Source organism: Kitasatospora cystarginea (genome assembly GCF_039533515.1).
Taxonomy (GTDB): Bacteria; Actinomycetota; Actinomycetes; order Streptomycetales; family Streptomycetaceae; genus Kitasatospora; species Kitasatospora cystarginea.
On record NZ_BAAATR010000001.1, the window covers coordinates 84,910 to 104,219 of the forward strand.

Consider the following 19,310-nt stretch of genomic DNA (forward strand, 5'->3'; position numbering starts at 1 on the left):
CCCATGGCACGGATCGTCATCATCGGCGCAGGAATCAGCGGACTGGCCGCCGCCGCCCGGCTGGCCACCCTCGGACACCGAGTGACGGTCTGTGAGGCGAGCGGGACGTACGGGGGGATGCTCGGCCGCTACGAGCGGGACGGCTTCTCCTTCGACACCGGCCCCGGGCTGCTCACGCTGCCCGCCGTCTACCGCGACCTCGCGCTGAAGTCCGGCCGCGAGCCGCTGGAGCAGCTGGTCGAGCTGGCGCCGGTGGCACCGGAGAGCCGGCACCTCTTCCCGGACGGTACGGACCTGCTGCTGCCCAACGCCTCGCGCGGCGGGGTCGCCCAGGCCCTGGACGAGGCCTTCGGCCCGGGGTCGGGCGAGCGCTGGGGCGAGGTGATGAACCGGGCCCGCACGGTCTGGGAGGCCACCCGGCGGCCACTGCTGGAGGAGCCGTTGCCGGCCGACCCCGGTCCGCTGCGCACCGATCCGTACCCGGCGCCGCCGCGCCGCGGACTGGCCCGCTTCTCCCGCCGCACCAGCACCCTCGCCGACGTCGCCCAACGCGAGCTCGGCGGTCACCCCGGGCTGACCGCGCTGCTGTACGAGTACGCACTGCGCTTCGGCCTCTCCCCCGACGAGGCGCCGGCCGGGGCCAGCGTGCTGCCGTACATGGAGCAGTCCTTCGGCGTCTGGTACGTCACCGGCGGCAACCGGGCGCTGGCCGAGGCGGTGTACCGGCGGTGCGAGCAGCGCGGGGTGGAGTTCCACTTCGACACTCCGGTCACCGAGGTGCTGGTGGCTGACGGCAGTGCCCGCGGGGTCGCGGCCGGGGAGCGCCGTTTCGAGGCGGATCTGGTGCTCTCGGCGGTCGACGCCCGTACCCTGGCCCGGCGCGGCATCGTGCCCGGCCTCGACCCCAAGTTCGGCGAGGGCCCCTCCACCGGCCGGCTCACCGTTCTGCTGGCCCTGCGGGGCGCGCGCCCGGCCGGCACGGCCTACCGCACGGTGGTGCACGCCCGGGACCTGGAGCGCGAACTGGACCGGGTCTTCGAGCGCCCCGGGCTGCCCGAGTACCCCACGGTGCAGGTGCACCGGCCCGACGATCCGACGCTGCGCCCGGACGACGCGCACGAGGCCGCCACGCTCACCGTCACCGTGCCCGATCCGGACGAACTCGCCGAGCTAGCACCGGACTTCGAGGCGTACGCCGACCATCTGCTGGACCACCTGGCGGCCACCGGAATCGATCTGCGCGAACGGGTGCTGTGGCGCGAGGTGCTGCCGCCGACCGCCGCCCTGCTCCCCCCGTCGCTGGCCGGGGCCGACGGGCGGTTCCTCAACCCGCCGAACGACTCCGGCATCCCGGGCCTGTACCTGATCGGCGCCACCGTCCACCCCGGCGGGGGCCTGGCCAGGGCCGGGATGTCCGCCTCGATCACGGCCGCCGGGATCGGCCCGGCCTGACGGCACACGCCCCGGCACCGGCGCCCGGGCTCACGGAGGCGGCTGTTCGGCGGCCCGCTTGAGGCCGGCCGCCTCGATGGCCAGGTAGCGGCGGGTCAGCGGCCCGTAGACCACGCCGATCACCGGGGCCGCCGGACCGAACTGGCCGAGAGTCAGCGTGACGTCCGCACCGCCGGCCGTCCGCGGGTCGATCCGGTACTCGGCTACGGTCAGTACACCCGGGGCACCGCTCTGCCAGACGAAGCAGCGGCCGACCTCGTACACCGTCACCTGCCAGACGGCCGGGCGGAGCCTGGGCTGCCGGATCCGCACCGTGCTGCCGACGCCGAACGGACCCTCCTCCAGCCGGCGCACCTCCGAGACGGTGGCGGTCCACGAGGGCCGGCGCTCGACGTCCGCCAGCACCTGCCAGACCCGCGCGGGCGAAGCCGCGACCTCGACCGTGACGGCATGGGACACAGGCACCCCCGGCGCATGACTGACGATGCGTCAACCCGACCAGCCTACGGCCCGACCACCCGATCGGTCACGGGTTCGTCGTCAGGGGAGCCGAACGGTTCGGACGGGGGGCAGGACGGCACTCCCCGAACGACCCCGGCCTCAGCCCTGCTGCTGGTAACCCCAGGGATTGTGGCCGTAGCCGGACTGCTCCACGGCCTGCGGCTGCTGGTACTCCCAGGGCTGGGCGTACTGCTGCTGGCCGTCCTGGTACTGGGGCTGCTGGTGCTGCTGGCCGTCCTGGTACTGGGGCTGCTGGTGCTGCTGGCCGTACGGATCCTGATATGCCTGGTACGCCTGGTAGGACTGGTCGTACCCGTACCCGTACCCGGGCTGCTGCGGCCAGTGCTGGTCGGCGTACGGGGCAGGCTCGGCGGGCTGCGGCTGGTAGGCGCCGACCGGGTACGGTTCGGTCGGCTGGAAGGGCTCGACGTACACGCTGGCGTCGCCGATCTCCTGCATCTGCCCGTACGGCGAGTACGCGGCCGACTGTCCGTAGGGATCGAAGGCGTCCGGATCGAAGGGGTCCGGATCGGACGGTACCGATTCGAACGGGCTCGGGTCGCGGGGCGCGGGCACCGGCGCGAGCGGGGCGGCCTCCTCGATCGGCCCGACCTCGCCCACCTGCTGCACCGCCGCGGCGGCGGCCACGGCGGCACCGCCGGTGGCGGCGCTGAGCAGCGGGATCCGGGCGAGCGGGCCCGGCAGAGCACCGTCCTTGCCGCGCAGCGACCAGGCCGAGACGCTGCCCTGCTTGACCGCACGGGTGACGAAGACCTGGCCGAGGGCGAAGGCCGCCGCACCGGCTCCGATCACCACCACCGAACCGAGCCGCATCCCGGCGACCACGCCCAGGAAACCGACCAGCGCGAGGGCCCGCCAGTGCAGCGGCGCGCGGCTCTGCAGCAGCAGCTCGGCGAGCAACCAGAGCGCCACCAGCGCCAGCGCGACGTACAGCACCAGATATCCGATGCCCATCCGCTACCTCCAGTCGCGAACCGCGCGTGTGCGGGCGACTGTACCTGCTCGGCGGCCCCGGACCCACATCGCCGGGACCGGCCGAGGGCGGCCGGCTCAGCGCTGGTGGAGACCGAGGTTCTGGTAGATCTCCAGGGTCGAGGTGGAGTGGTTCAGGGTGATGAAGTGCAGGCCGGGAGCGCCCTCGGCGAGCAGCCGCTCCGACATCGCGGTGGCGTGCTCGATACCGATGGCGCGCACCGCCTCCCGGTCGTCGGCGACGGCCTCGAAGCGGCGCTTCAGGTCCTCCGGGAAGTCCGACCCGGACAGCTGCGGGAAGCGCTCCAGCTGCCGGATGTTGGTGACCGGCATGATCTCCGGGATGATCGGCACCCCGCAGCCGGCCGCGGCGACCCGGTCGCGCAGCCGCAGGTAGTCCTCGACCTCGAAGAACATCTGGGTGATCGCGTAGTCGGCGCCCGCGCGGACCTTGTGGACGAAGTGCCGGATGTCGTCGTCCCAGCTGTCCGAGCGCGGGTGCATCTGCGGGAACGCGGCCACGCCGACGCAGAAGTCGCCGATGCCCTTGATCAGCTCGACCAGCTCGTACGCGTAGGTGACGCCCTCCGGGTGGCGGACCCACTCGCCCTGCGGGTCGCCGGGCGGGTCGCCCCGGACGGCGAGGACGTTGCGGACGCCCTGGTCCGCGTAGTGGCCGATGATGTTGCGCAGCTCGGCCAGCGAGTGGTCGACGGCGGTGAGGTGGGCGACCGGGGTCAGGGTGGTCTCGGTGGCGATCCGGCCGACCATGTCGACGGTGCGGCCCCGGGAGGAGCCGCCGGCGCCGTAGGTCATGCAGACGAAGTTGGGGTTGAGCGGTTCCAAGCGGCGGATCGCGTCCCACAGGCGGCGCTCGGCGTCCTCGCTGCGCGGGGGCATGAACTCGAAGGAGAACGAACGATCCCCGGCCGCCAGCAGGTCGTGGACCGTCTGGGCGCGGTCGGTCCTGGTGGAGGAGATGCCAAGTGCCATGCTGGCAGGTTAGCGGGCGCGGCGAAGGGCCTGACAGTTTTTGTCCACCAACTGAGACGCCGGTCGGAAAGGCGGGGGAAGCCCTTGATGGCGGGCTCGGGCGGTCCTCCCGTTAGTCTGATTGTCACCCCAGTGATCCGGAGTTCCTCGTGCCCTCGTCCAGCAGCCAGTCGGTCGACCCCATAGCCGTGGAGGCCGTCCGCGAGCGCGTCAACGCGGCCCTCGCGGAGTTCATGGACGGGCAGTCCGCACTGCTCTCCGGGATCTCCGCCCAGCTGCTGCCCGTCACCGAGGCGCTGCGCGAGTTCCTGCTGGACGGCGGCAAGCGGTTGCGGCCGGCCTTCTGCTACTGGGGCTGGCGCGGCGCGGGCGGCGCATCTGAGGACCCGTCCATCGCGCGGGCGGCCGCTGCGCTGGAGCTGCTCCAGGCCAGCGCCCTGGTGCACGACGACCTGATGGACCGCAGCGACACCCGGCGCGGCCTGCCCTCGGTGCACCGCCGCTTCGAGGCCCTGCACCGCAGCAGCGGCTGGCGCGGCGACCGCGAGCAGTACGGCGCCTCGGCGGCGGTGCTGCTCGGCGACCTGCTGCTGATCTGGTGCGACGAGCTCTTCCTGCGCTCCGGACTGCCCTCGATGCGGGTGCTGGCGGCCAAGCCGGTCTTCGACCTGATGCGCACCGAGGTGATGGTCGGTCAGTACTTGGACGTGCTGGAGCCGGTCGCCGGGGACTCCACGGACGAGGGCGCGCTGGCCCGCACCCGGACCGTACTGCACTACAAGTCGGCCAAGTACACCATCGAGCGCCCGCTCCAGATCGGTGCCCTGCTGGCCGGGGCCGGACCCGAAGTGCTCACCGCGTACTCGGAGTTCGGGCTGCCGCTGGGTGAGGCGTTCCAGCTCCGCGACGACCTGCTCGGCGTCTTCGGCGACCCGGCGGTCACCGGCAAGCCGGCCGGTGACGACCTGCGCGAGGGCAAGCGGACGCTGCTGATCGCGCACGCGATGCGCGGTCTCGGCGCCGCGGACGCCCGCCGGCTGGACCGGCGCCTCGGCGCTCCCGACCTGACCGCCGAGGAGATCCCCGAACTGCGCCGGCTGGTCGAGCGCAGCGGCGCGGCCGAGCTGGTCGAGGACCGGATCGCGGAGCTGATGCGGCAGTCCCTCGACGCCCTCGACGCCGCCCCGCTGTCCGGCGGCCCGGCCCGCGCCGCCCTGCTCGCCCTGGCCGAGGCGGCCACCGTCCGCAAGTACTGACGCCGCCGGGGCGGCGCGGGCTGTCGGGCACGCCCCGGAGGCGGGGCCGGCGGGCACCGCGTGCCCCGCCGGCCCGAAGGACGTCAGGCCGCCCGGATGCGGCGGGCCAGCTCCGCCGCCGCCGCGCCCGGGTCCTCGGCGGCCGTGATCGCCCGGACCACCACGATCCGCCGGGCGCCGGCCGCGAGCACCTCGTCCAGGTTGGACAGGTCGATACCGCCGATCGCGAACCACGGGCGGTCGGTGACGGCCTTGGCCGCGTACGAGACCAGGCCGAGCCCGGGGGCGGGACGGCCGGGCTTGGTGGGGGTGGGCCAGACCGGGCCGGTGCAGAAGTAGTCCACGCCCGGCTCGACGATCGCCGCGTCCACCTCGGACTCGGCGTGGCAGGACCGTCCGATCACCACCTCGTCGCCGAGGATCGCCCGCGCCGCCGGTACCGGTAGGTCGTCCTGCCCGAGGTGCAGCACGTGCGGGCGGGCGGCGTGCGCGACGTCGGCGCGGTCGTTGACCGCGAAGAGCCTGCCGTGCCGCCGGGCGGCGTCGGCGATGATCTCCAGGCACTCCAGCTCCTGCCGGGCCTCCAGGCCCTTGTCGCGGAGCTGGACGATGTCCACGCCGCCCGCCAGTACCGCGTCCAGGAACTCTGGCAGGTCACCCTGCTCGCGCCGGGCGTCGGTGCACAGGTAGAGACGGGCGTCCGCCAGCCGGGTACGGACGTCCGCCATCAGAGCGCCATCGCCTGGGCGCGGCGCTTGACCTCGGTGCCCCGGTTCTCCCGCAGGGCCTGGATCGGGCTGCCGGGCAGCGACGGGTCCTCGGTGAACATCCACTCGAGGATCTCCTCGTCGTTGAACCCGCAGTCCCGCAGCACGGTCAGGGTGCCGACCAGGTGCTTGACCGGGCCGTCGGTGTCGATGAACGCGGCGGGCACCTGGAGCGCCTTGTTCTCGCCGCGCCGGACCGCCACCAGGTGGCCCGCCTTCACCTGGTTGCGGACCTCGGTGACCAGGACACCCCACTGCTCGGAGATGTCGGGCAGGTACATCCAGGCGGGGACCAGGGCTTCAATCTTCGGATCGATCTCACTCACGGCACCAGACTCTCACCTCTCGGCGCCCCCGCGCACCTACCTCCGCCCCGGCACCGCCGCCCGTCCCGCTCAGGTCGGAGCCTTCAGGCCACCGCCGCCTTGAGCTGGAGCGACGCATCCGCCGCCTTCGCCGGATCGAGGACGGCGCCTGTGGCGATCAGTCGCCGGGCCTGGGTGACGTCACGCGGACGGTCCACCGCGAGCATCCCGACCAGCCGGTCCTCCCGCAGCCAGAGCACCGCCCAGGCCGGGTCCTGCGCCGAGCCCCGCCACACCAGCCGGTCCGCGCCGGCGTGCCGCCCGACGTACTGGACCATCCGGCCGAACTGCTCCGACCAGAAGTACGGCACCGGGTCGTACGGCTCAGCGGGCTCCTGCCCGAGTGCCGTGGCCAGCACCGAGGCGGCCACGGCACGGCCGGACTGCAGCGCGTGGTCCCAGTGCTGGACGGCCAGCCGGGTACCGAATCGGGCCGAGGGGTACGAGACGCAGTCGCCGGCCGCCCAGACGTGCTCCGCGCCGGTGCGCAGCCGCTCGTCCACCAGGATCGCGCCGGACGCGTCCAGCCCGACGCCGCTGCCCGCGAGCCAGCCGGTGGCCGGGCGGGCGCCGATGCCGACCACGACCAGGTCGGCGGGCAGCCGGGTGCCGTCGGTGAGCTCGACCGCGTCCGGCTCGACGGCCGCGACGCCGGTGCCGCAGCGCAGTTCCGCCCCGGCGGCGGCGTACCAGTCGGCCATCAGCGCGCCGAGCTCGGTGGGCAGGGCACCGGCCAGCGGGGCCGGGCCCGCCTCGACCACCGTCACCTCGCATCCCAGTTGCCGCGCCACCGTCGCGGTCTCGGCTCCGATCCAGCCCGCCCCGACCAGGACCAGCCGCGCTCCGGGCACCAGCTCGGCCCGCAGCGCGAGCGCGTCGTCCACGGTGCGCAGCACCCGCGCGCCGTCCGAGCCCGGCAGGGCGATCGGTGCGGCACCGGTGGCGATCACCAGGCCGCCGTACGGGAGCTCACCGGCGTCGGTGTGCAGGACGCCCGGCGCCACGGCGGTGGCCCGGCGGCCGGGCAGCAGCTCCACGCCCAGGTCCTGCCAGTCGATGTCCAGTTCGGTGGAGTCGCGCTTGCCCAGCAGGACGTCCTTCGACAGCGGCGGCCGGTCGTACGGCGGGTGCCGTTCCTCGCCGACCAGGGCTATCGGCCCGCGCCAGCCCCCCTGCCGCAGCGCGAGCGCCGCCTGCGCCCCCGCCATCCCGGCCCCCACGACGACCATCGGATCCGTGATGCTCAGCTCTGCCACCCGGCCACCCTACCGAGCCGGGCGACGGCATCCGGGGGCCTGTCCGCAATCCGTGGGCGCATTCGGCCCGGGCCGGGCCCGGCGTTATGGTGGTTGGACCATCACGGGAGCCCGGCGCACCGGGCTGAGAGGCGGGCTGCGGCGGCCCGCGACCGTCCGAACCTGATCCGGGTCATGCCGGCGAAGGGAGAAGAGCAGCTTTGACACGCGTTGTGAGCGGGTCGGGCACCGACGTGCTGGTGATCGGTGGCGGTGTCATCGGGTTGGGCGTGGCCTGGCGTGCCGCCCAGCGGGGGTTCGCGGTCGTGGTGGTCGATCCGGCCCACGGCGGCGGGGCGGCGCAGGTGGCGGCCGGGATGCTGGCGCCCGTCACCGAGCTCCAGTACGGCGAGGAGCCGCTGCTGCGGCTCGGTATGGCCTCCAACGAACGGTACGCGGCCTTCACCGCCGAGCTGTCCGAGCTCACCGGCCTGGACACCGGCTACCGGCGGACCGGCACCCTGGCGGTGGCGCTGGACTCCGACGACCGCGAGGAGCTGCGCGAACTGCACGCCTTCCAGCAGCGGCTCGGCCTGGAGTCGCACTGGCTGACCGGCCGCGAGTGCCGCAGGCTGGAGCCGATGCTGGCGCCCGGTGTGCGCGGCGGACTGCAGGTGACGGGCGATCACCAGGTGGACCCCCGGCGGCTCTCCACCGCCCTGGTGCGGGCCTGCGAGCGGGCCGGAGCTCAGCTGCTCCCCGCCGAGGCGACCGAGCTGCTGGTCGAGGGCGACCGGGTGGCGGGCGTGCGCCTGTCCACCGGCGAACTGCTGCGCGCGGAGCGCATCGTGCTCGCCGCGGGCTGCCGCAGCCACCTGCTGCCGGGTCTGCCCGAGGGCGTGCTGCCGGCCATCCGGCCGGTCAAGGGCCAGGTGCTGCGACTGAGGATCCCGCGGCCGTACGCACCGTTCCTCTCCCGCAACGTCCGCGCGGTGGTGCGCGGGAAGCACGTCTACTTGGTGCCGCGCGCCGACGGCGAGTTGGTGATCGGCGCGACCACCGAGGAGCAGGGCTACGACACCACGGTCACCGCCGGCGGGGTGTACGAACTGCTGAGGGACGCACACGAGTTGGTCCCGGGGCTCACCGAACTGCCGCTGGTGGAGACCGGTGCGGGGCTGCGGCCGGGCTCACCGGACAACGCCCCGCTGCTCGGTCCGACCGCCCTTCCCGGGCTGGTGGCGGCCACCGGCCACTACCGCAACGGCGTCCTGCTCGCCCCGGTGACGGGCGACCTGCTCGCCGAGTACCTGACCACCGGCACCGTCCCCGAACTCGCCGTCCCCTTCTCCCCCAGCCGCTTCGGCACGAAGGTCCCCGCATGAACGAGATCGCCCTCACCGTCAACGGCGAACCGCGCCGGATTCCGTCCGCGACCACGCTCGCCGAGGTGGTGGCCGCGCTGAGCAAGGCGCCGACCGGAGTGGCCGCCGCGCTGAACGAGACCGTCGTCCCGCGCAGCGCGTGGGCCGACACCGTGCTCGACTCGGGTGACCGCGTCGAGATCCTCACCGCCGTACAGGGAGGCTGACGCCGCCATGGCCGACACCCGACTCGACGACGAGAAGGACCGGTTCACCATCGCCGGCACCACCTTCGACTCCCGTCTGATCATGGGCACCGGCGGTGCGCCGAGCCTGGAGGTCCTGGAGCAGGCGCTGCGCGCCTCGGGTACCGAGCTGACCACCGTCGCGATGCGCCGGGTCGACCCGAACACCCACGGTTCGGTCCTGGACGTCCTGACCCGCAACGGCATTCGCATCCTTCCCAACACCGCAGGCTGCTTCACCGCCGGAGAGGCCGTGCTGACCGCCCGGCTGGCCCGCGAGGCGCTCGGCACCGACTGGGTCAAGCTCGAAGTCATCGCGGACGAGCGCACCCTGCTCCCCGACCCGATCGAACTCCTGGACGCGGCCGAGACCTTGGTGGACGACGGCTTCACCGTACTTCCGTACACCAACGACGACCCGGTGCTGGCACGGAAGTTGGAGGACGTCGGCTGTGCGGCGATCATGCCGCTGGGCTCGCCGATCGGCTCCGGGCTGGGCATCCGCAACCCGCACAACTTCCAGCTGATCGTGGAGAGTGCGGGCGTCCCGGTGATCCTGGACGCGGGTGCGGGCACCGCCTCCGACGTGGCGCTGGCGATGGAACTCGGCTGCGCCGCCGTCATGCTGGCCTCCGCGGTCACCCGGGCCCAGGAGCCGGTGCTGATGGCCGAGGCGATGCGGCACGCCACCGAGGCCGGCCGGCTCGCCTACCGGGCGGGCCGCATCCCGCGCCGCTTCCACGCCGAGGCCTCCTCCGCCATGGCCGGCCGCGCCGACCTCGACCACCGCGAACGGCCCGCCTTCTAGCGGCGGCCACCGCGGCCCGGCACGCCCCCGGGAGTGGGGGCGTGCCCGCCTCCCCGACAGGGTTCGCGCGCACCGCGGCGAATTCGCGTGCAGCACGGCAAATACGTGACCCCCTAGACTCCTCTGGTGGACACAACGCTGCACGTTCCCCTGATCGGTACTCTGCTCGACGGCCGGTACCGGGTCGAGCAGCGCATCGCGGCCGGCGGCATGGCCACCGTCTACCGGGGCACCGACACCAGGCTCGACCGGGTGGTCGCGCTCAAGGTGATGCACCCGTCCCTGGTGGACGACCCCGACTTCACCGCCCGGTTCATCCGCGAGGCCAAGGCCGTCGCCCGGCTGACCCACTCCAACGTGGTCAACGTCTTCGACCAGGGGGCGGACGGCCGCACGGTCTTCCTGGCCATGGAGTACGTGCCCGGCTGCACCCTGCGCGACCTGCTGCGCGAGCGCGGCGCGCTGAGTGCCCGGGCCGCCCTGGACGTCCTGGAGCCGGTGCTGGCCGCCCTCGGCGCCGCACACCGGGCCGGCCTGGTGCACCGGGACGTGAAGCCGGAGAACGTCCTGATCACCGACAGCGGCCTGGTGAAGGTGGCCGACTTCGGCCTGGTCCGGGTGCTCTCCGGCGGGGACGGCGCGGTCACCAACACCACCTCGGCCACCACCGTGCTCGGCACGGTCTCGTACCTCGCCCCCGAGCAGATCCAGCCCGGTGCGCCGACCGACCAGCGGGTCGACGTCTACGCGGCCGGCATCCTGCTGTACGAGATGCTCACCGGCGGCAAGCCGCACATCGGCGACAACCCGATGCAGGTGATCTACCGCCATCTGCACGAGGACGTCCCGCCGCCCTCGCAGGTGGCGCCCAACGTCGCTCCGGGGCTCGACGCCATCGTGGCGGCGGCCACCGCCCGCGATCCCCAGGCCCGCCCCTACGACGCCGTCGAGCTGCTGGCCACCCTCCAGCGGGCCCGCCGCTCGCTCACGCCCGAGCAGTTGGACACCGAACCCCCGGCCTCGTCCAGGACCACCCCGCAGTACCCCACCGGCGAGGTGACCGCAGTGGTCGAGCGGCAGGTGGAGCGCACCAGTGTGCTCGACCTCCCCACGCTCGACTTCGCCCACCCGCGCCCGTACGACGAACCCCAGGACGTACCTCCCGCCCGGCCGCGCCGCTCGCGCAAGCCACTGGTGTGGACGGCGGTGGTGGCCGTGCTGCTCGCCCTGGTCGGCGGTGCGACGTACTTCCTCTCCAGCGCCGTGTACGCGACGGTGCCGAGCGTGCTGGGACAGACCCGGGCGCAGGCGGTGCAGACCCTGGACAAGGCCGGGCTGCAGGGCGTGTTCAGTCAGCAGTTCAGCGAGAGCGTCCCGGCCGGGCAGGTGGTCTCCTCCGACCCGGGTGTCGGACAGCGGGCGCGCAAGAGCGATCCGGTGAAGGTGACGCTCTCCAAGGGCCCGCAGCGGATCGCCGTGCCCGATCTGGCCGGTAAGCCGCTGGACCAGGCCCGCAAGGCGCTGACCGATGTCGGTCTCGTACCGGGCACCGTCACCGAGACGTACAACGACACGGTGCCCCAGGGCTCGGTGATCAGCTTCACCCCGGCCGCGGGCGGGCAGGTGGCACTGAACACCCCGGTGGCGCTGGTGGTCTCCAAGGGCATGGTTCCGGTTCCGAACGTGGTCGGCCTGACGAAGGAGGCGGCCACCAAGGCGCTGACCGCCGCCGGTTTCCAGGGCCAGACCAGTGGCCTCGACTTCTTCGGCACCGGCAAGGTCATCAGCCAGAGCCCGGCCGCCGGCACGCCCGCCCCTCAGGGCACCGCGGTCACCCTGAAGCTGCCGGCCTTCTGAGCCCTCCGGGACGCGGGCCCCGGGGACCCGCCCGCGGCCACCGCACGGCCGGTCAGCGCAGCGGTCCGTCGCCGGGCTTCTCCTGGTACGAGTAGCGCTGCTCGGCCCACGGGTCGGCCAGGTTGTGGTAGCCGCGCTCCTCCCAGAAGCCCCGGCGGTCGGCGCGCATGTACTCGACCGCACGCACCCACTTCGGCCCCTTCCAGGCGTACAGGTGCGGCACGACCAGGCGCACCGGGAAGCCGTGCTCCACGGTGAGCGGCTCGCCGTTGTGGTGGGTGGCGAAGACCGTCCGCGAGTCCGCGAAGTCCGCGAGCCGGAGGTTGGCGCTGTAGCCGTACTCCGCCCAGACCATCACATGCGTGGTGTCGGGGGTCGGCGGCACCAGGTCGAGGATGGTGCCGGCCGCCACGCCGCTCCACTCGCTGTCGAGCATCGAGAACCTGGTCACGCAGTGGAAGTCGCCGCGCACGGTGGTCCTGGGCAGTTCGTGGAAGCCCTCGAAGTCCCAGCGGTGCTTCTCGGCCGAGGCGGTGGCCCCGAAGACCTGGAAGTCCCAGGTCAGCGGCTTGAACCGGGGAACGGGCCCGTAGTGCAGCACCGGCCAGCCGCGTTGCAGCCGCTGGCCGGGAGGGAGCCTGGGGTCAGACGGCTGAAGCTCTTCTCGTTCGTGCTGACCCATGGCTCCATGGTGACAGACAGCGGACCGGACGCCGCGGGCGGCCCTGGTGGGAGGCCCTGCCATCCACATAGCGGACAAATCGGACGTTCCACCACATCTGCCACTAAGTGTGAACTAACTGGAATTCTCACCCAAGAGGGTGTCACGATGCGGTCACAGCCGTGGGTTTCGCGTGCGACGCATGAGCAGGAAGGCACCGCCATGAAGGGCGACTCAGAGGTCATCGAGTTCCTGAACGAGCAGCTCACCGCCGAGCTGACCGCCATCAACCAGTACTTCCTGCACGCCAAGATGCAGGAGAGCTTGGGCTGGACGAAGCTCGCGAAGCACACCCGGCACGAGTCCTTCGACGAGATGAAGCACGCCGAGGTGCTCACCGACCGGATCCTCTTCCTCGACGGCCTGCCGAACTACCAGCGACTGTTCCACGTCCGGATCGGCCAGACGGTCAAGGAGATGTTCGAGGCCGACCGCCAGATCGAGGTCGAGGCCATCGACCGGCTGAAGCGCGGGATCGTGCTGATGCGGGCCAAGAACGACATCACCTCGGCCAACATCTTCGAGGACATCCTGGCCGACGAGGAGGACCACATCGACTACCTCGACACCCAGCTCGAGCTGGTGGAGAAACTCGGCGAGGCCCTCTACATCGCCCAGGTGATCGAGCAGCCCGAGTCCTGACCCGCCCGGCTGCTCAGGCCGCACGCAGCGGCTCGACCAGCCCGGTCTCCGGCTCGGCCAGTCCCAGCCTGGCGGCCAGCCGGGCGGTCGGACACGGGCGCGCGCCGTGCTCACCCAGCAGCGCCTGGATCCGCCGCACGCAGGAGCCGCAGTCGGTGCCGGCCTTGCAGCCCTTGGCTATCTGGCGCGGGGTGTTGGCCCCGCCGTCGATCTGCTGCTTGACCTCGTCCTCGGTGACCGCATGGCACATGCAGACGTACATCGCGGTCTCTCCCGGGGGTCGTGCTCATGGAACAGAGCCAAGGCTTGCCTTAGCTCACTTAGCCTCACCTTACCCAATGGACCGGGGACGAAGAAGCCCCTCCGCTCCCGGATTCACCGAAAACGGAGGGGCCTTCGTCACACTCGCCCGGTCAGTCGCCCACTCGCCTCCGGGCGCTCCGATCCGATGCCGACGCTCCTCGCTCCCGCACTCTCCCCCAGCCTCCGGCCGGGGGTGCCCCCTTCGCTCGCTTCTCGCTCGTCGCTTTCGGCATCGGCGCGCCCTTCGACTCGGGGCGGAGGGCCGGCGTCAGTTGCCGCGGTACATCTCCGCGACCAGGAACGCCAGGTCCAGCGACTGGCTGCGGTTGAGCCGCGGGTCGCAGGCCGTCTCGTAGCGCTGGTGCAGGTCGTCCACCTGGACCTCGTCACCGCCGCCGACGCACTCGGTGACGTCGTCACCGGTCAGCTCGACGTGGATGCCGCCCGGGTGGGTGCCCAGCGCGCGGTGCACCTCGAAGAAGCCCTTGACCTCGTCGAGCACGTCGTCGAAGCTGCGGGTCTTGTGGCCGGTGGCGGCCTCGAAGGTGTTGCCGTGCATCGGGTCACAGATCCAGACCACCTGGGCACCGGTCGCGGTGACCTTCTCCACCAGGGCGGGCAGGTGCTCGCGGATCCTGCCGGCGCCCATCCGGGTGATGAAGGTGAGCCGGCCCGGCTCACGCTCCGGGTCGAGCCGGTCGATCAGGGTGAGCGCCTCGTCGACCGTGGTGGTCGGACCGAGCTTCACGCCGATCGGGTTGCGGATCTTGGATGCGAACTCGATGTGCGCGTGGTCCAGCTGCCGGGTGCGCTCACCGATCCACACCATGTGGCCGGACACGTCGTACAGGTGGCCGGTCCGCGAGTCGGTACGGGTCAGCGCGGTCTCGTAGTCGAGCACCAGCGCCTCGTGCGAGGAGAAGAACTCGACCGTCTTGAACTCCTCCGGAGCCACCCCGCACGCCTTCATGAAGGCCAGCGCGTTGTCGATCTCCTTGGCCAGCCGCTCGTAGCGCTGCCCCGCGGGCGAGTTGCGGACGAAGTCCTGGTTCCAGGCGTGCACCTGGCGCAGGTCGGCGTAACCACCGGTGGTGAAGGCGCGGACCAGGTTGAGCGTCGCGGCGGAGGCGTTGTACATCCGCTTCAGGCGCTCCGGGTCCGGGATGCGGGCCTCGGGGGTGAAATCGAAGCCGTTCACCGAGTCGCCCCGGTACACCGGGAGGGTCACGCCGTCCCGGGTCTCGACGGACTTGGAACGCGGCTTGGAGTACTGGCCGGCGATCCGGCCGACCTTGACCACGGGCACCGAGGCCGCGTAGGTCAGCACCGCGGCCATCTGCAGCAGCGTCTTCAGCTTGTTGCGGATCTGGTCGGCGGACACGGCGTCGAACGCCTCGGCGCAGTCGCCGCCCTGCAGCAGGAATGCCTCACCGCGCGCGACGGCACCGAGCCGGGCGCGCAGCTGGTCACACTCGCCGGCGAAGACGAGCGGCGGATACGAGGCGAGCTCCGCAAGTACCTTGCGCAGAGCCTCTTGGTCCGGCCATTCAGGCTGCTGCGCCGCGGGAAGGGACTGCCAGCTGTGCTGGCCGGTCCCGTTTGTCTCAGTTGTCACGGTCACGGGTCAAGGCTACGGGGTCGCGCAAACGATTTGGGCACGCTGCCCGATGGATGAGACGAGATCTGGACATTCCCGGTGATCGCCATCACCTCCGGAGCCGATCCGCTACCCTCGTCCCATGACCGCGCCGCACACCCTCTGCTGGTGGTGGGCCGACCCTCCGGGTGGCCCACAGCTCGCGCGTCCCTAGACGACACGACGGCCGCCCCTCGGGGCGGCCGTCGGCGTATCGCACGAAGGCCCTCCGGGAAGAGCGGACCAGCCACCGCCCTGCCGACCACCGGAAGGAAGCCGTACCGTGCACCTCGACGACCTGCTCACCCGCCTCACCGACCCCGCCGCCCCGGCCTTCGCCCTGCTGCACCGCCGCACGCCCCGGCTGGCCCCCGACACCGTCGAGGTCCTGCTGGGCGAGGTCGGCGCGTACACGACCTTGGCCGAGCTTCCCGTGCCCTCCGGAGTGCCCGACGGCGGACCGCGCCACGACCTGCTGGCCCTCGTCCCGTACCGGCAGATCCGCGAACGGGGGTTCGAGGCCCACGACGACGGCACCCCGCTGCAGGCGGTCCGCGTCCAGGAGCAGTACGCCTTCCCGCTCGCCGAGCTGCGCCAGGCACTGCCGCAGCTGCCGGTCGCACTCTCCGACGGCGGTTTCGACGTCGACGACGCCGAGTACGCGCGGATCGTCCACCGGGTGGTCCGGGACGAGATCGGGCGCGGCGAGGGCGCCAACTTCGTGATCCGGCGCGAGTTCCGGGCGCGGCTGGAGGACTTCGGCCCGGCCCTCGCGCTCTCGCTGTTCCGGCGGCTGCTGGAGCAGGAGCGCGGTGCCTACTGGACGTACCTGGTGCACACCGGGGACCGGGTTCTGGTGGGCGCCTCGCCCGAGGTCCACGTCCGGCAGAGCGGCGGCACGGTGGTCATGAACCCGATCTCCGGCACCTACCGCTACCCGGCCGGCGGCGCCGACATCGACTCGCTGCTCGCCTTCCTGGACGATCCCAAGGAGCTGGAGGAGCTCACCATGGTGGTCGACGAGGAGCTCAAGATGATGTGCACCGTCGGCGACCTCGGCGGCCAGGTGCTCGGCCCCCGGCTGAAGGAGATGTCCCACCTCGCGCACACCGAGTACGAGCTGCGCGGACGCACCTCGCTGGACGTCCGGGAGGTGCTGCGGGAGACCATGTTCGCGGCCACCGTCACCGGCAGCCCGGTGCAGAACGCCACCCGGGTGATCCGCCGCTACGAGACCGGCGGGCGCGGCTACTACTCGGGCGCGCTGGCGCTGATCGGGCGCTCGGCCGGCGGCGCCCAGCAGCTGGACTCGCCGATCTGCATCCGCACCGCCGACATCGACCCGGCCACCGGACGGCTGCGGGTCGGAGTCGGGGCCACCCTGGTCCGCCACTCCGTGCCAGAGTCCGAGGTCGCCGAGACCCACGCCAAGGCGGCCGGGGTACTCGCCGCGATCGGCGCCCGCCCGGCCCCCGCCCGCCGCACCAGCGGCTCCGAGGGGCCCCGGCTGGCCGACGACCACCGGGTCCAGCGCGCCCTCGACGCCCGGCGCCGGGGCCTCGCCGCGTTCTGGCTGCGGATGCAGCAGCCCGCTCAGGTCACCGAGGCGATGGAGACCCTGGTGGTGGACGGCGAGGACACCTTCACCGCGATGCTCGCCCATCTGCTCACCGCGCTCGGCCACCGGGTCACCGTCCGGCGCTTCGACACCCCCGGGCTGCGGTCGCTGGTCGCGGCCCACCCGGGGCCGCTGGTGCTCGGCCCGGGCCCGGGCGACCCGGCCGATCCCGCCGACCCCAAGATTGCGCTGCTGCGACCGATCGTCGCGGACGCACTGGCCGCCGTCCGGGCGGGCACCAGGACGGCTCCGCTGCTCGCCGTCTGCCTCAGCCACCAGCTGCTCGCCGCCGAGCTCGGGCTGCCGCTCGCCCGCAAGGCCGTCCCGTACCAGGGCGCCCAGGAGACCGTCGACCTCTTCGGCACCCGGCGGACGGTCGGCTTCTACAACACCTTCACCGCCCGCTGCACCGAGGCCGAGGCCGGCCGGCTGGCCGCCCGGGGCGTCGAGGTCGCCCGCGACCCCCGCACCGGGGACGTCCACGCCCTGCGCGGCCCCGGCTTCGCGGGCCTGCAGTTCCACCCCGAGTCGGTGCTCACCCGCGAGGGCGTGGCCATCGTCACCGACCTCCTGCGCGGCGCCCGGGAGCACGGGGAGCCGCGCGCTGAGGTGAACCCGGTCGTGTGAGCCGCACCGCCCGGGGGCTGGGGAACCGCGCGGGCGACCCGCCGCGCACTTCCCCGGGCCCCTGGCCGGTACGGTCAGATCTCGTCGTCCAGCCCCTGCTCGATCGCGTAGCGCACCAGCTCGACGCGGTTGTGCAACTGCAGCTTGCCGAGCGTGTTCTGGACGTGGTTCTGCACCGTGCGGTGCGACAGCACCAACCGGTCGGCGATCTGACGGTACGACAGTCCCTTGGCGACCAGCCGGAGCACCTCGGTCTCCCGGGCGGTCAGCTGGGGGACGGCCGAAGATGCGGCGGCCGCGGCGGGTTCGGCGGCCAGGCGGCGGAACTCGCCCAGTACCAGGCCGGCGAGCCCGGGGGTGAACACCGGGTCCCCCAGTGCCGTCCGGCGGACCGCGTCCAGCAGTTCCTCACGCCCGGCCGACTTGACCAGGTAGCCGGTGGCGCCGGACTTGACGGCCTCCAGCACGTCCGCGTGCTCACCGCTCGCGGAGAGCATCAGGATCCGCACCGACGGGTCGTACCCCAGCACCTGGCGGCAGACCTCGACACCGGACAGGCCCGGCAGGTTGAGGTCGAGGACCAGGACCTGCGGGGTGGAGGCGCGGGCCCGGCGGACCGCCTCCTCGCCGTCCCCGGCGGTGGCGACCACGGCCATACCGGCCTCGGTGAGGTCCCGGGAGACCGCGTCCCGCCACATCGGGTGGTCGTCCACCACCATGACGCGGATCTGATCGACGGTCACTCGCCCTCCCTGGGCACTCGCAGTTCCACCTCGACGCCCTCGCCGGGCACCGAGTACAGCTCGGCGGTGCCGCCGAGATCCAGCAGCCGTCCCCGGATCGACTGGGCCACCCCGAGCCGGCCGGACCGCTCGGCCTCGCCGAGCCGCCCGGCCGGGAAGCCGGGACCGTCGTCCCTGATGCTCACGGTGACGGCCTCCGGCTCGTCCTCGACCAGGATCCAGGCGCTGGCCTGCTCGCCCGCGTGGCGGTGCACGTTGTCGACGGCCGCGCCGACGGCGGCGGCCAGTTCGCCGGCCACCCGGCCGGGCAGCCGTACCGGGGTCGCCGGTGCCGCGAGGGTGACCCGGTCGTCCGCGTACGGGGCGAGCAGCGCCCGCAGGTCCGCTTCGGCGTCCGAGGACTGCCGGGGCAACGGCGCACCGGTCATCAGGGTGCGCAGCGCGCGCTCCTGCTCGCCGGCCAGCCGACTGAGGTCGCCCAGGTCGCCCTCCTGGCGCTGCACCAGCGCGAGCACCTGGAGCACCCCGTCGTGGATGTCACGGGAGAGCCGCTCGCGCTCGCGGGTGGCCGCCTCCACCTGGAGGGCCCGCACCAGGACCGCCTCGCTGGCCCGGGCGAGTTCCATCACGTAACCGACGGCGCAACCGGCCACCAGCAGCAGCACGATGTTGTGCACGTTGTCGCCGGTGAGGCCACCGTGGCCGGCGAAGTTCGCCACGCCGATCACACTGCCGGCGAAGGCCGCGGCCCGCCAGCCGCCCTTGCCCGCGAAGCCGAGGACCGTGCCCGCTGCCCAGATGGTCGGCAGGGTCAGCGCACCGGCGTGGATCCGGGCGGGGGTGTCGATGACGCCGCTCATCACGACGCCGGTGACGGTGGCGGCCAGATCGGTGGCGAGCACGTACCGGGTGCAGCGGTTCGGGTCGGCGAAGGCGCGGGTGCTGGCGAGCGTCCAGAGGGTCAGCGCGCCGAGGTAGATCCAGCCGGAGACCGGGTGGAGGTAGTGCAGGTAGGAGTGGAAGTAGCGGATGACCGCGTAGCCGAGGGCCAGGATGCGGAAGAGGGAGATGGCGCGCCAGACCGGCATCTCGACCGACATGCCGCCCGCGGTGATCGCCCTGCCGGGACCGGACGTGTGTCCGGTGCCGGGTCTGTGGTCCGCCATCTTCCCCCCTGCCGTGCT

Annotated in this window: 19 protein-coding genes and 1 riboswitch; of the genes, 8 read left to right on the forward strand and 11 right to left on the reverse strand. The window is 72.8% G+C overall.

Annotated features, from left to right (window positions below):
* The first annotated feature begins 3 nt into the window (after positions 1 to 3).
* The gene (locus ABD369_RS00370) at positions 4 to 1,452 is read left to right on the forward strand and encodes a phytoene desaturase family protein (protein ID WP_344634092.1); all 1,449 of its coding nucleotides are present in this window, start codon (positions 4 to 6) and stop codon (positions 1,450 to 1,452) included.
* A 30-nt stretch (positions 1,453 to 1,482) separates the two neighbouring features.
* On the opposite strand, the gene ABD369_RS00375 is transcribed toward ABD369_RS00370, so the two are convergent.
* From ABD369_RS00375 to metF, 3 genes are all read right to left on the reverse strand, one after another.
* A complete protein-coding gene (locus tag ABD369_RS00375; RefSeq protein ID WP_344634093.1) occupies positions 1,483 to 1,917 on the reverse strand; it encodes an SRPBCC family protein in 435 nt (144 codons plus the stop codon).
* A 135-nt stretch (positions 1,918 to 2,052) separates the two neighbouring features.
* Positions 2,053 to 2,928: a hypothetical protein gene (locus ABD369_RS00380; protein ID WP_344634094.1), complete on the reverse strand. Its 876-nt coding sequence runs from the start codon at positions 2,926 to 2,928 to the stop codon at positions 2,053 to 2,055.
* Positions 2,929 to 3,024: 96 nt separating this feature from the next.
* Positions 3,025 to 3,939, reverse strand: a complete 915-nt coding sequence (gene metF / locus ABD369_RS00385) for a methylenetetrahydrofolate reductase [NAD(P)H] (RefSeq protein WP_344634095.1) — start codon at positions 3,937 to 3,939, stop codon at positions 3,025 to 3,027.
* Between the two features lie 149 nt (positions 3,940 to 4,088).
* On the opposite strand from metF, the gene ABD369_RS00390 reads away from it, so the two are divergent.
* Positions 4,089 to 5,195: a polyprenyl synthetase family protein gene (locus tag ABD369_RS00390; RefSeq protein ID WP_344634096.1), complete on the forward strand. Its 1,107-nt coding sequence runs from the start codon at positions 4,089 to 4,091 to the stop codon at positions 5,193 to 5,195.
* Positions 5,196 to 5,278: 83 nt separating this feature from the next.
* Here ABD369_RS00390 and thiE read toward each other — a convergent pair whose 3' ends face one another.
* The 3 genes from thiE to ABD369_RS00405 all read right to left on the reverse strand — a co-directional run bounded on the left by thiE (position 5,279) and on the right by ABD369_RS00405 (position 7,556).
* Positions 5,279 to 5,923 carry a thiamine phosphate synthase gene (gene thiE, locus ABD369_RS00395; RefSeq protein WP_344634097.1) on the reverse strand — a complete coding sequence of 215 codons (645 nt, stop codon included), beginning with the start codon at positions 5,921 to 5,923 and terminating at the stop codon, positions 5,279 to 5,281.
* Entirely contained in the window at positions 5,923 to 6,288 is a 366-nt protein-coding gene (locus ABD369_RS00400) for an Rv2175c family DNA-binding protein (RefSeq protein ID WP_344634098.1), read from the reverse strand. Before ABD369_RS00400 ends, thiE begins: the two co-directional genes overlap by 1 nt.
* Before the next feature lie 83 nt (positions 6,289 to 6,371).
* Complete coding sequence (locus ABD369_RS00405) at positions 6,372 to 7,556, reverse strand: NAD(P)/FAD-dependent oxidoreductase (protein ID WP_344634399.1); 1,185 nt, start codon at positions 7,554 to 7,556, stop codon at positions 6,372 to 6,374.
* A 120-nt stretch (positions 7,557 to 7,676) separates the two neighbouring features.
* A riboswitch (TPP riboswitch) is annotated at positions 7,677 to 7,789 on the forward strand.
* Between ABD369_RS00405 and thiO the strand changes: the two genes are divergently transcribed.
* The 4 genes from thiO (at position 7,784) to pknB (ending at position 11,836) form a co-directional block, all read left to right on the forward strand.
* On the forward strand, positions 7,784 to 8,947 hold the full coding sequence (gene thiO, locus ABD369_RS00410) for a glycine oxidase ThiO (RefSeq protein ID WP_344634099.1): 1,164 nt from the start codon (positions 7,784 to 7,786) through the stop codon (positions 8,945 to 8,947). It overlaps the preceding riboswitch by 6 nt.
* On the forward strand, positions 8,944 to 9,153 hold the full coding sequence (thiS, locus tag ABD369_RS00415) for a sulfur carrier protein ThiS (protein ID WP_344634100.1): 210 nt from the start codon (positions 8,944 to 8,946) through the stop codon (positions 9,151 to 9,153). The genes thiO and thiS overlap by 4 nt, the downstream gene beginning before the upstream one ends.
* 7 nt (positions 9,154 to 9,160) lie before the next feature.
* Positions 9,161 to 9,979 carry a thiazole synthase gene (locus ABD369_RS00420; RefSeq protein WP_344634101.1) on the forward strand — a complete coding sequence of 273 codons (819 nt, stop codon included), beginning with the start codon at positions 9,161 to 9,163 and terminating at the stop codon, positions 9,977 to 9,979.
* 126 nt (positions 9,980 to 10,105) lie between these two features.
* A complete protein-coding gene (gene pknB, locus ABD369_RS00425; RefSeq protein ID WP_344634102.1) occupies positions 10,106 to 11,836 on the forward strand; it encodes a Stk1 family PASTA domain-containing Ser/Thr kinase in 1,731 nt (576 codons plus the stop codon).
* Positions 11,837 to 11,888: 52 nt separating this feature from the next.
* On the opposite strand, the gene ABD369_RS00430 is transcribed toward pknB, so the two are convergent.
* Complete coding sequence (locus ABD369_RS00430; RefSeq protein WP_344634103.1) at positions 11,889 to 12,518, reverse strand: sulfite oxidase-like oxidoreductase; 630 nt, start codon at positions 12,516 to 12,518, stop codon at positions 11,889 to 11,891.
* 201 nt (positions 12,519 to 12,719) lie between these two features.
* Between ABD369_RS00430 and bfr the strand changes: the two genes are divergently transcribed.
* Positions 12,720 to 13,199: a bacterioferritin gene (gene bfr / locus ABD369_RS00435; protein WP_344634104.1), complete on the forward strand. Its 480-nt coding sequence runs from the start codon at positions 12,720 to 12,722 to the stop codon at positions 13,197 to 13,199.
* A gap of 13 nt (positions 13,200 to 13,212) precedes the next feature.
* On the opposite strand, the gene ABD369_RS00440 is transcribed toward bfr, so the two are convergent.
* Together ABD369_RS00440 and ABD369_RS00445 are read right to left on the reverse strand one after the other, a co-directional pair.
* Positions 13,213 to 13,461, reverse strand: a complete 249-nt coding sequence (locus ABD369_RS00440) for a (2Fe-2S)-binding protein (protein WP_344634105.1) — start codon at positions 13,459 to 13,461, stop codon at positions 13,213 to 13,215.
* A 309-nt stretch (positions 13,462 to 13,770) separates the two neighbouring features.
* The gene (locus tag ABD369_RS00445; RefSeq protein WP_425557508.1) at positions 13,771 to 15,117 is read right to left on the reverse strand and encodes a class II 3-deoxy-7-phosphoheptulonate synthase; all 1,347 of its coding nucleotides are present in this window, start codon (positions 15,115 to 15,117) and stop codon (positions 13,771 to 13,773) included.
* Positions 15,118 to 15,421: 304 nt separating this feature from the next.
* Here ABD369_RS00445 and ABD369_RS00450 point away from each other — a divergent pair, with 304 nt between their 5' ends.
* Positions 15,422 to 17,383 carry an anthranilate synthase family protein gene (locus ABD369_RS00450; RefSeq protein ID WP_344634107.1) on the forward strand — a complete coding sequence of 654 codons (1,962 nt, stop codon included), beginning with the start codon at positions 15,422 to 15,424 and terminating at the stop codon, positions 17,381 to 17,383.
* Positions 17,384 to 17,457: 74 nt separating this feature from the next.
* Here the strand turns inward: ABD369_RS00450 and ABD369_RS00455 are convergent, their stop codons facing one another.
* Together ABD369_RS00455 and macS are read right to left on the reverse strand one after the other, a co-directional pair.
* A complete protein-coding gene (locus ABD369_RS00455; protein WP_344634400.1) occupies positions 17,458 to 18,102 on the reverse strand; it encodes a response regulator in 645 nt (214 codons plus the stop codon).
* A gap of 20 nt (positions 18,103 to 18,122) precedes the next feature.
* Positions 18,123 to 19,292, reverse strand: coding sequence for a MacS family sensor histidine kinase (gene macS, locus ABD369_RS00460; RefSeq protein WP_344634108.1), 1,170 nt, complete (start codon positions 19,290 to 19,292; stop codon positions 18,123 to 18,125).
* Positions 19,293 to 19,310: the final 18 nt, after the last annotated feature.

Bases quoted from the DNA above. Each gene is read 5' to 3' on its own strand.
- ABD369_RS00370 (WP_344634092.1), top strand. From the start codon at position 4: ATGGCACGGATCGTCATCATCGGCGCAGGAATCAGCGGACTGGCCGCC.
- ABD369_RS00380 (WP_344634094.1), bottom strand. From the start codon at position 2,928: ATGGGCATCGGATATCTGGTGCTGTACGTCGCGCTGGCGCTGGTGGCG.
- metF (WP_344634095.1), bottom strand. From the start codon at position 3,939: ATGGCACTTGGCATCTCCTCCACCAGGACCGACCGCGCCCAGACGGTC.
- thiE (WP_344634097.1), bottom strand. From the start codon at position 5,923: ATGGCGGACGTCCGTACCCGGCTGGCGGACGCCCGTCTCTACCTGTGC.
- ABD369_RS00405 (WP_344634399.1), bottom strand. From the start codon at position 7,556: ATGGTCGTCGTGGGGGCCGGGATGGCGGGGGCGCAGGCGGCGCTCGCG.
- thiS (WP_344634100.1), top strand. From the start codon at position 8,944: ATGAACGAGATCGCCCTCACCGTCAACGGCGAACCGCGCCGGATTCCG.
- ABD369_RS00420 (WP_344634101.1), top strand. From the start codon at position 9,161: ATGGCCGACACCCGACTCGACGACGAGAAGGACCGGTTCACCATCGCC.
- ABD369_RS00430 (WP_344634103.1), bottom strand. From the start codon at position 12,518: ATGGGTCAGCACGAACGAGAAGAGCTTCAGCCGTCTGACCCCAGGCTC.
- bfr (WP_344634104.1), top strand. From the start codon at position 12,720: ATGAAGGGCGACTCAGAGGTCATCGAGTTCCTGAACGAGCAGCTCACC.
- ABD369_RS00440 (WP_344634105.1), bottom strand. From the start codon at position 13,461: ATGTACGTCTGCATGTGCCATGCGGTCACCGAGGACGAGGTCAAGCAG.
- ABD369_RS00455 (WP_344634400.1), bottom strand. From the start codon at position 18,102: ATGGTGGTGGACGACCACCCGATGTGGCGGGACGCGGTCTCCCGGGAC.
- macS (WP_344634108.1), bottom strand. From the start codon at position 19,292: ATGGCGGACCACAGACCCGGCACCGGACACACGTCCGGTCCCGGCAGG.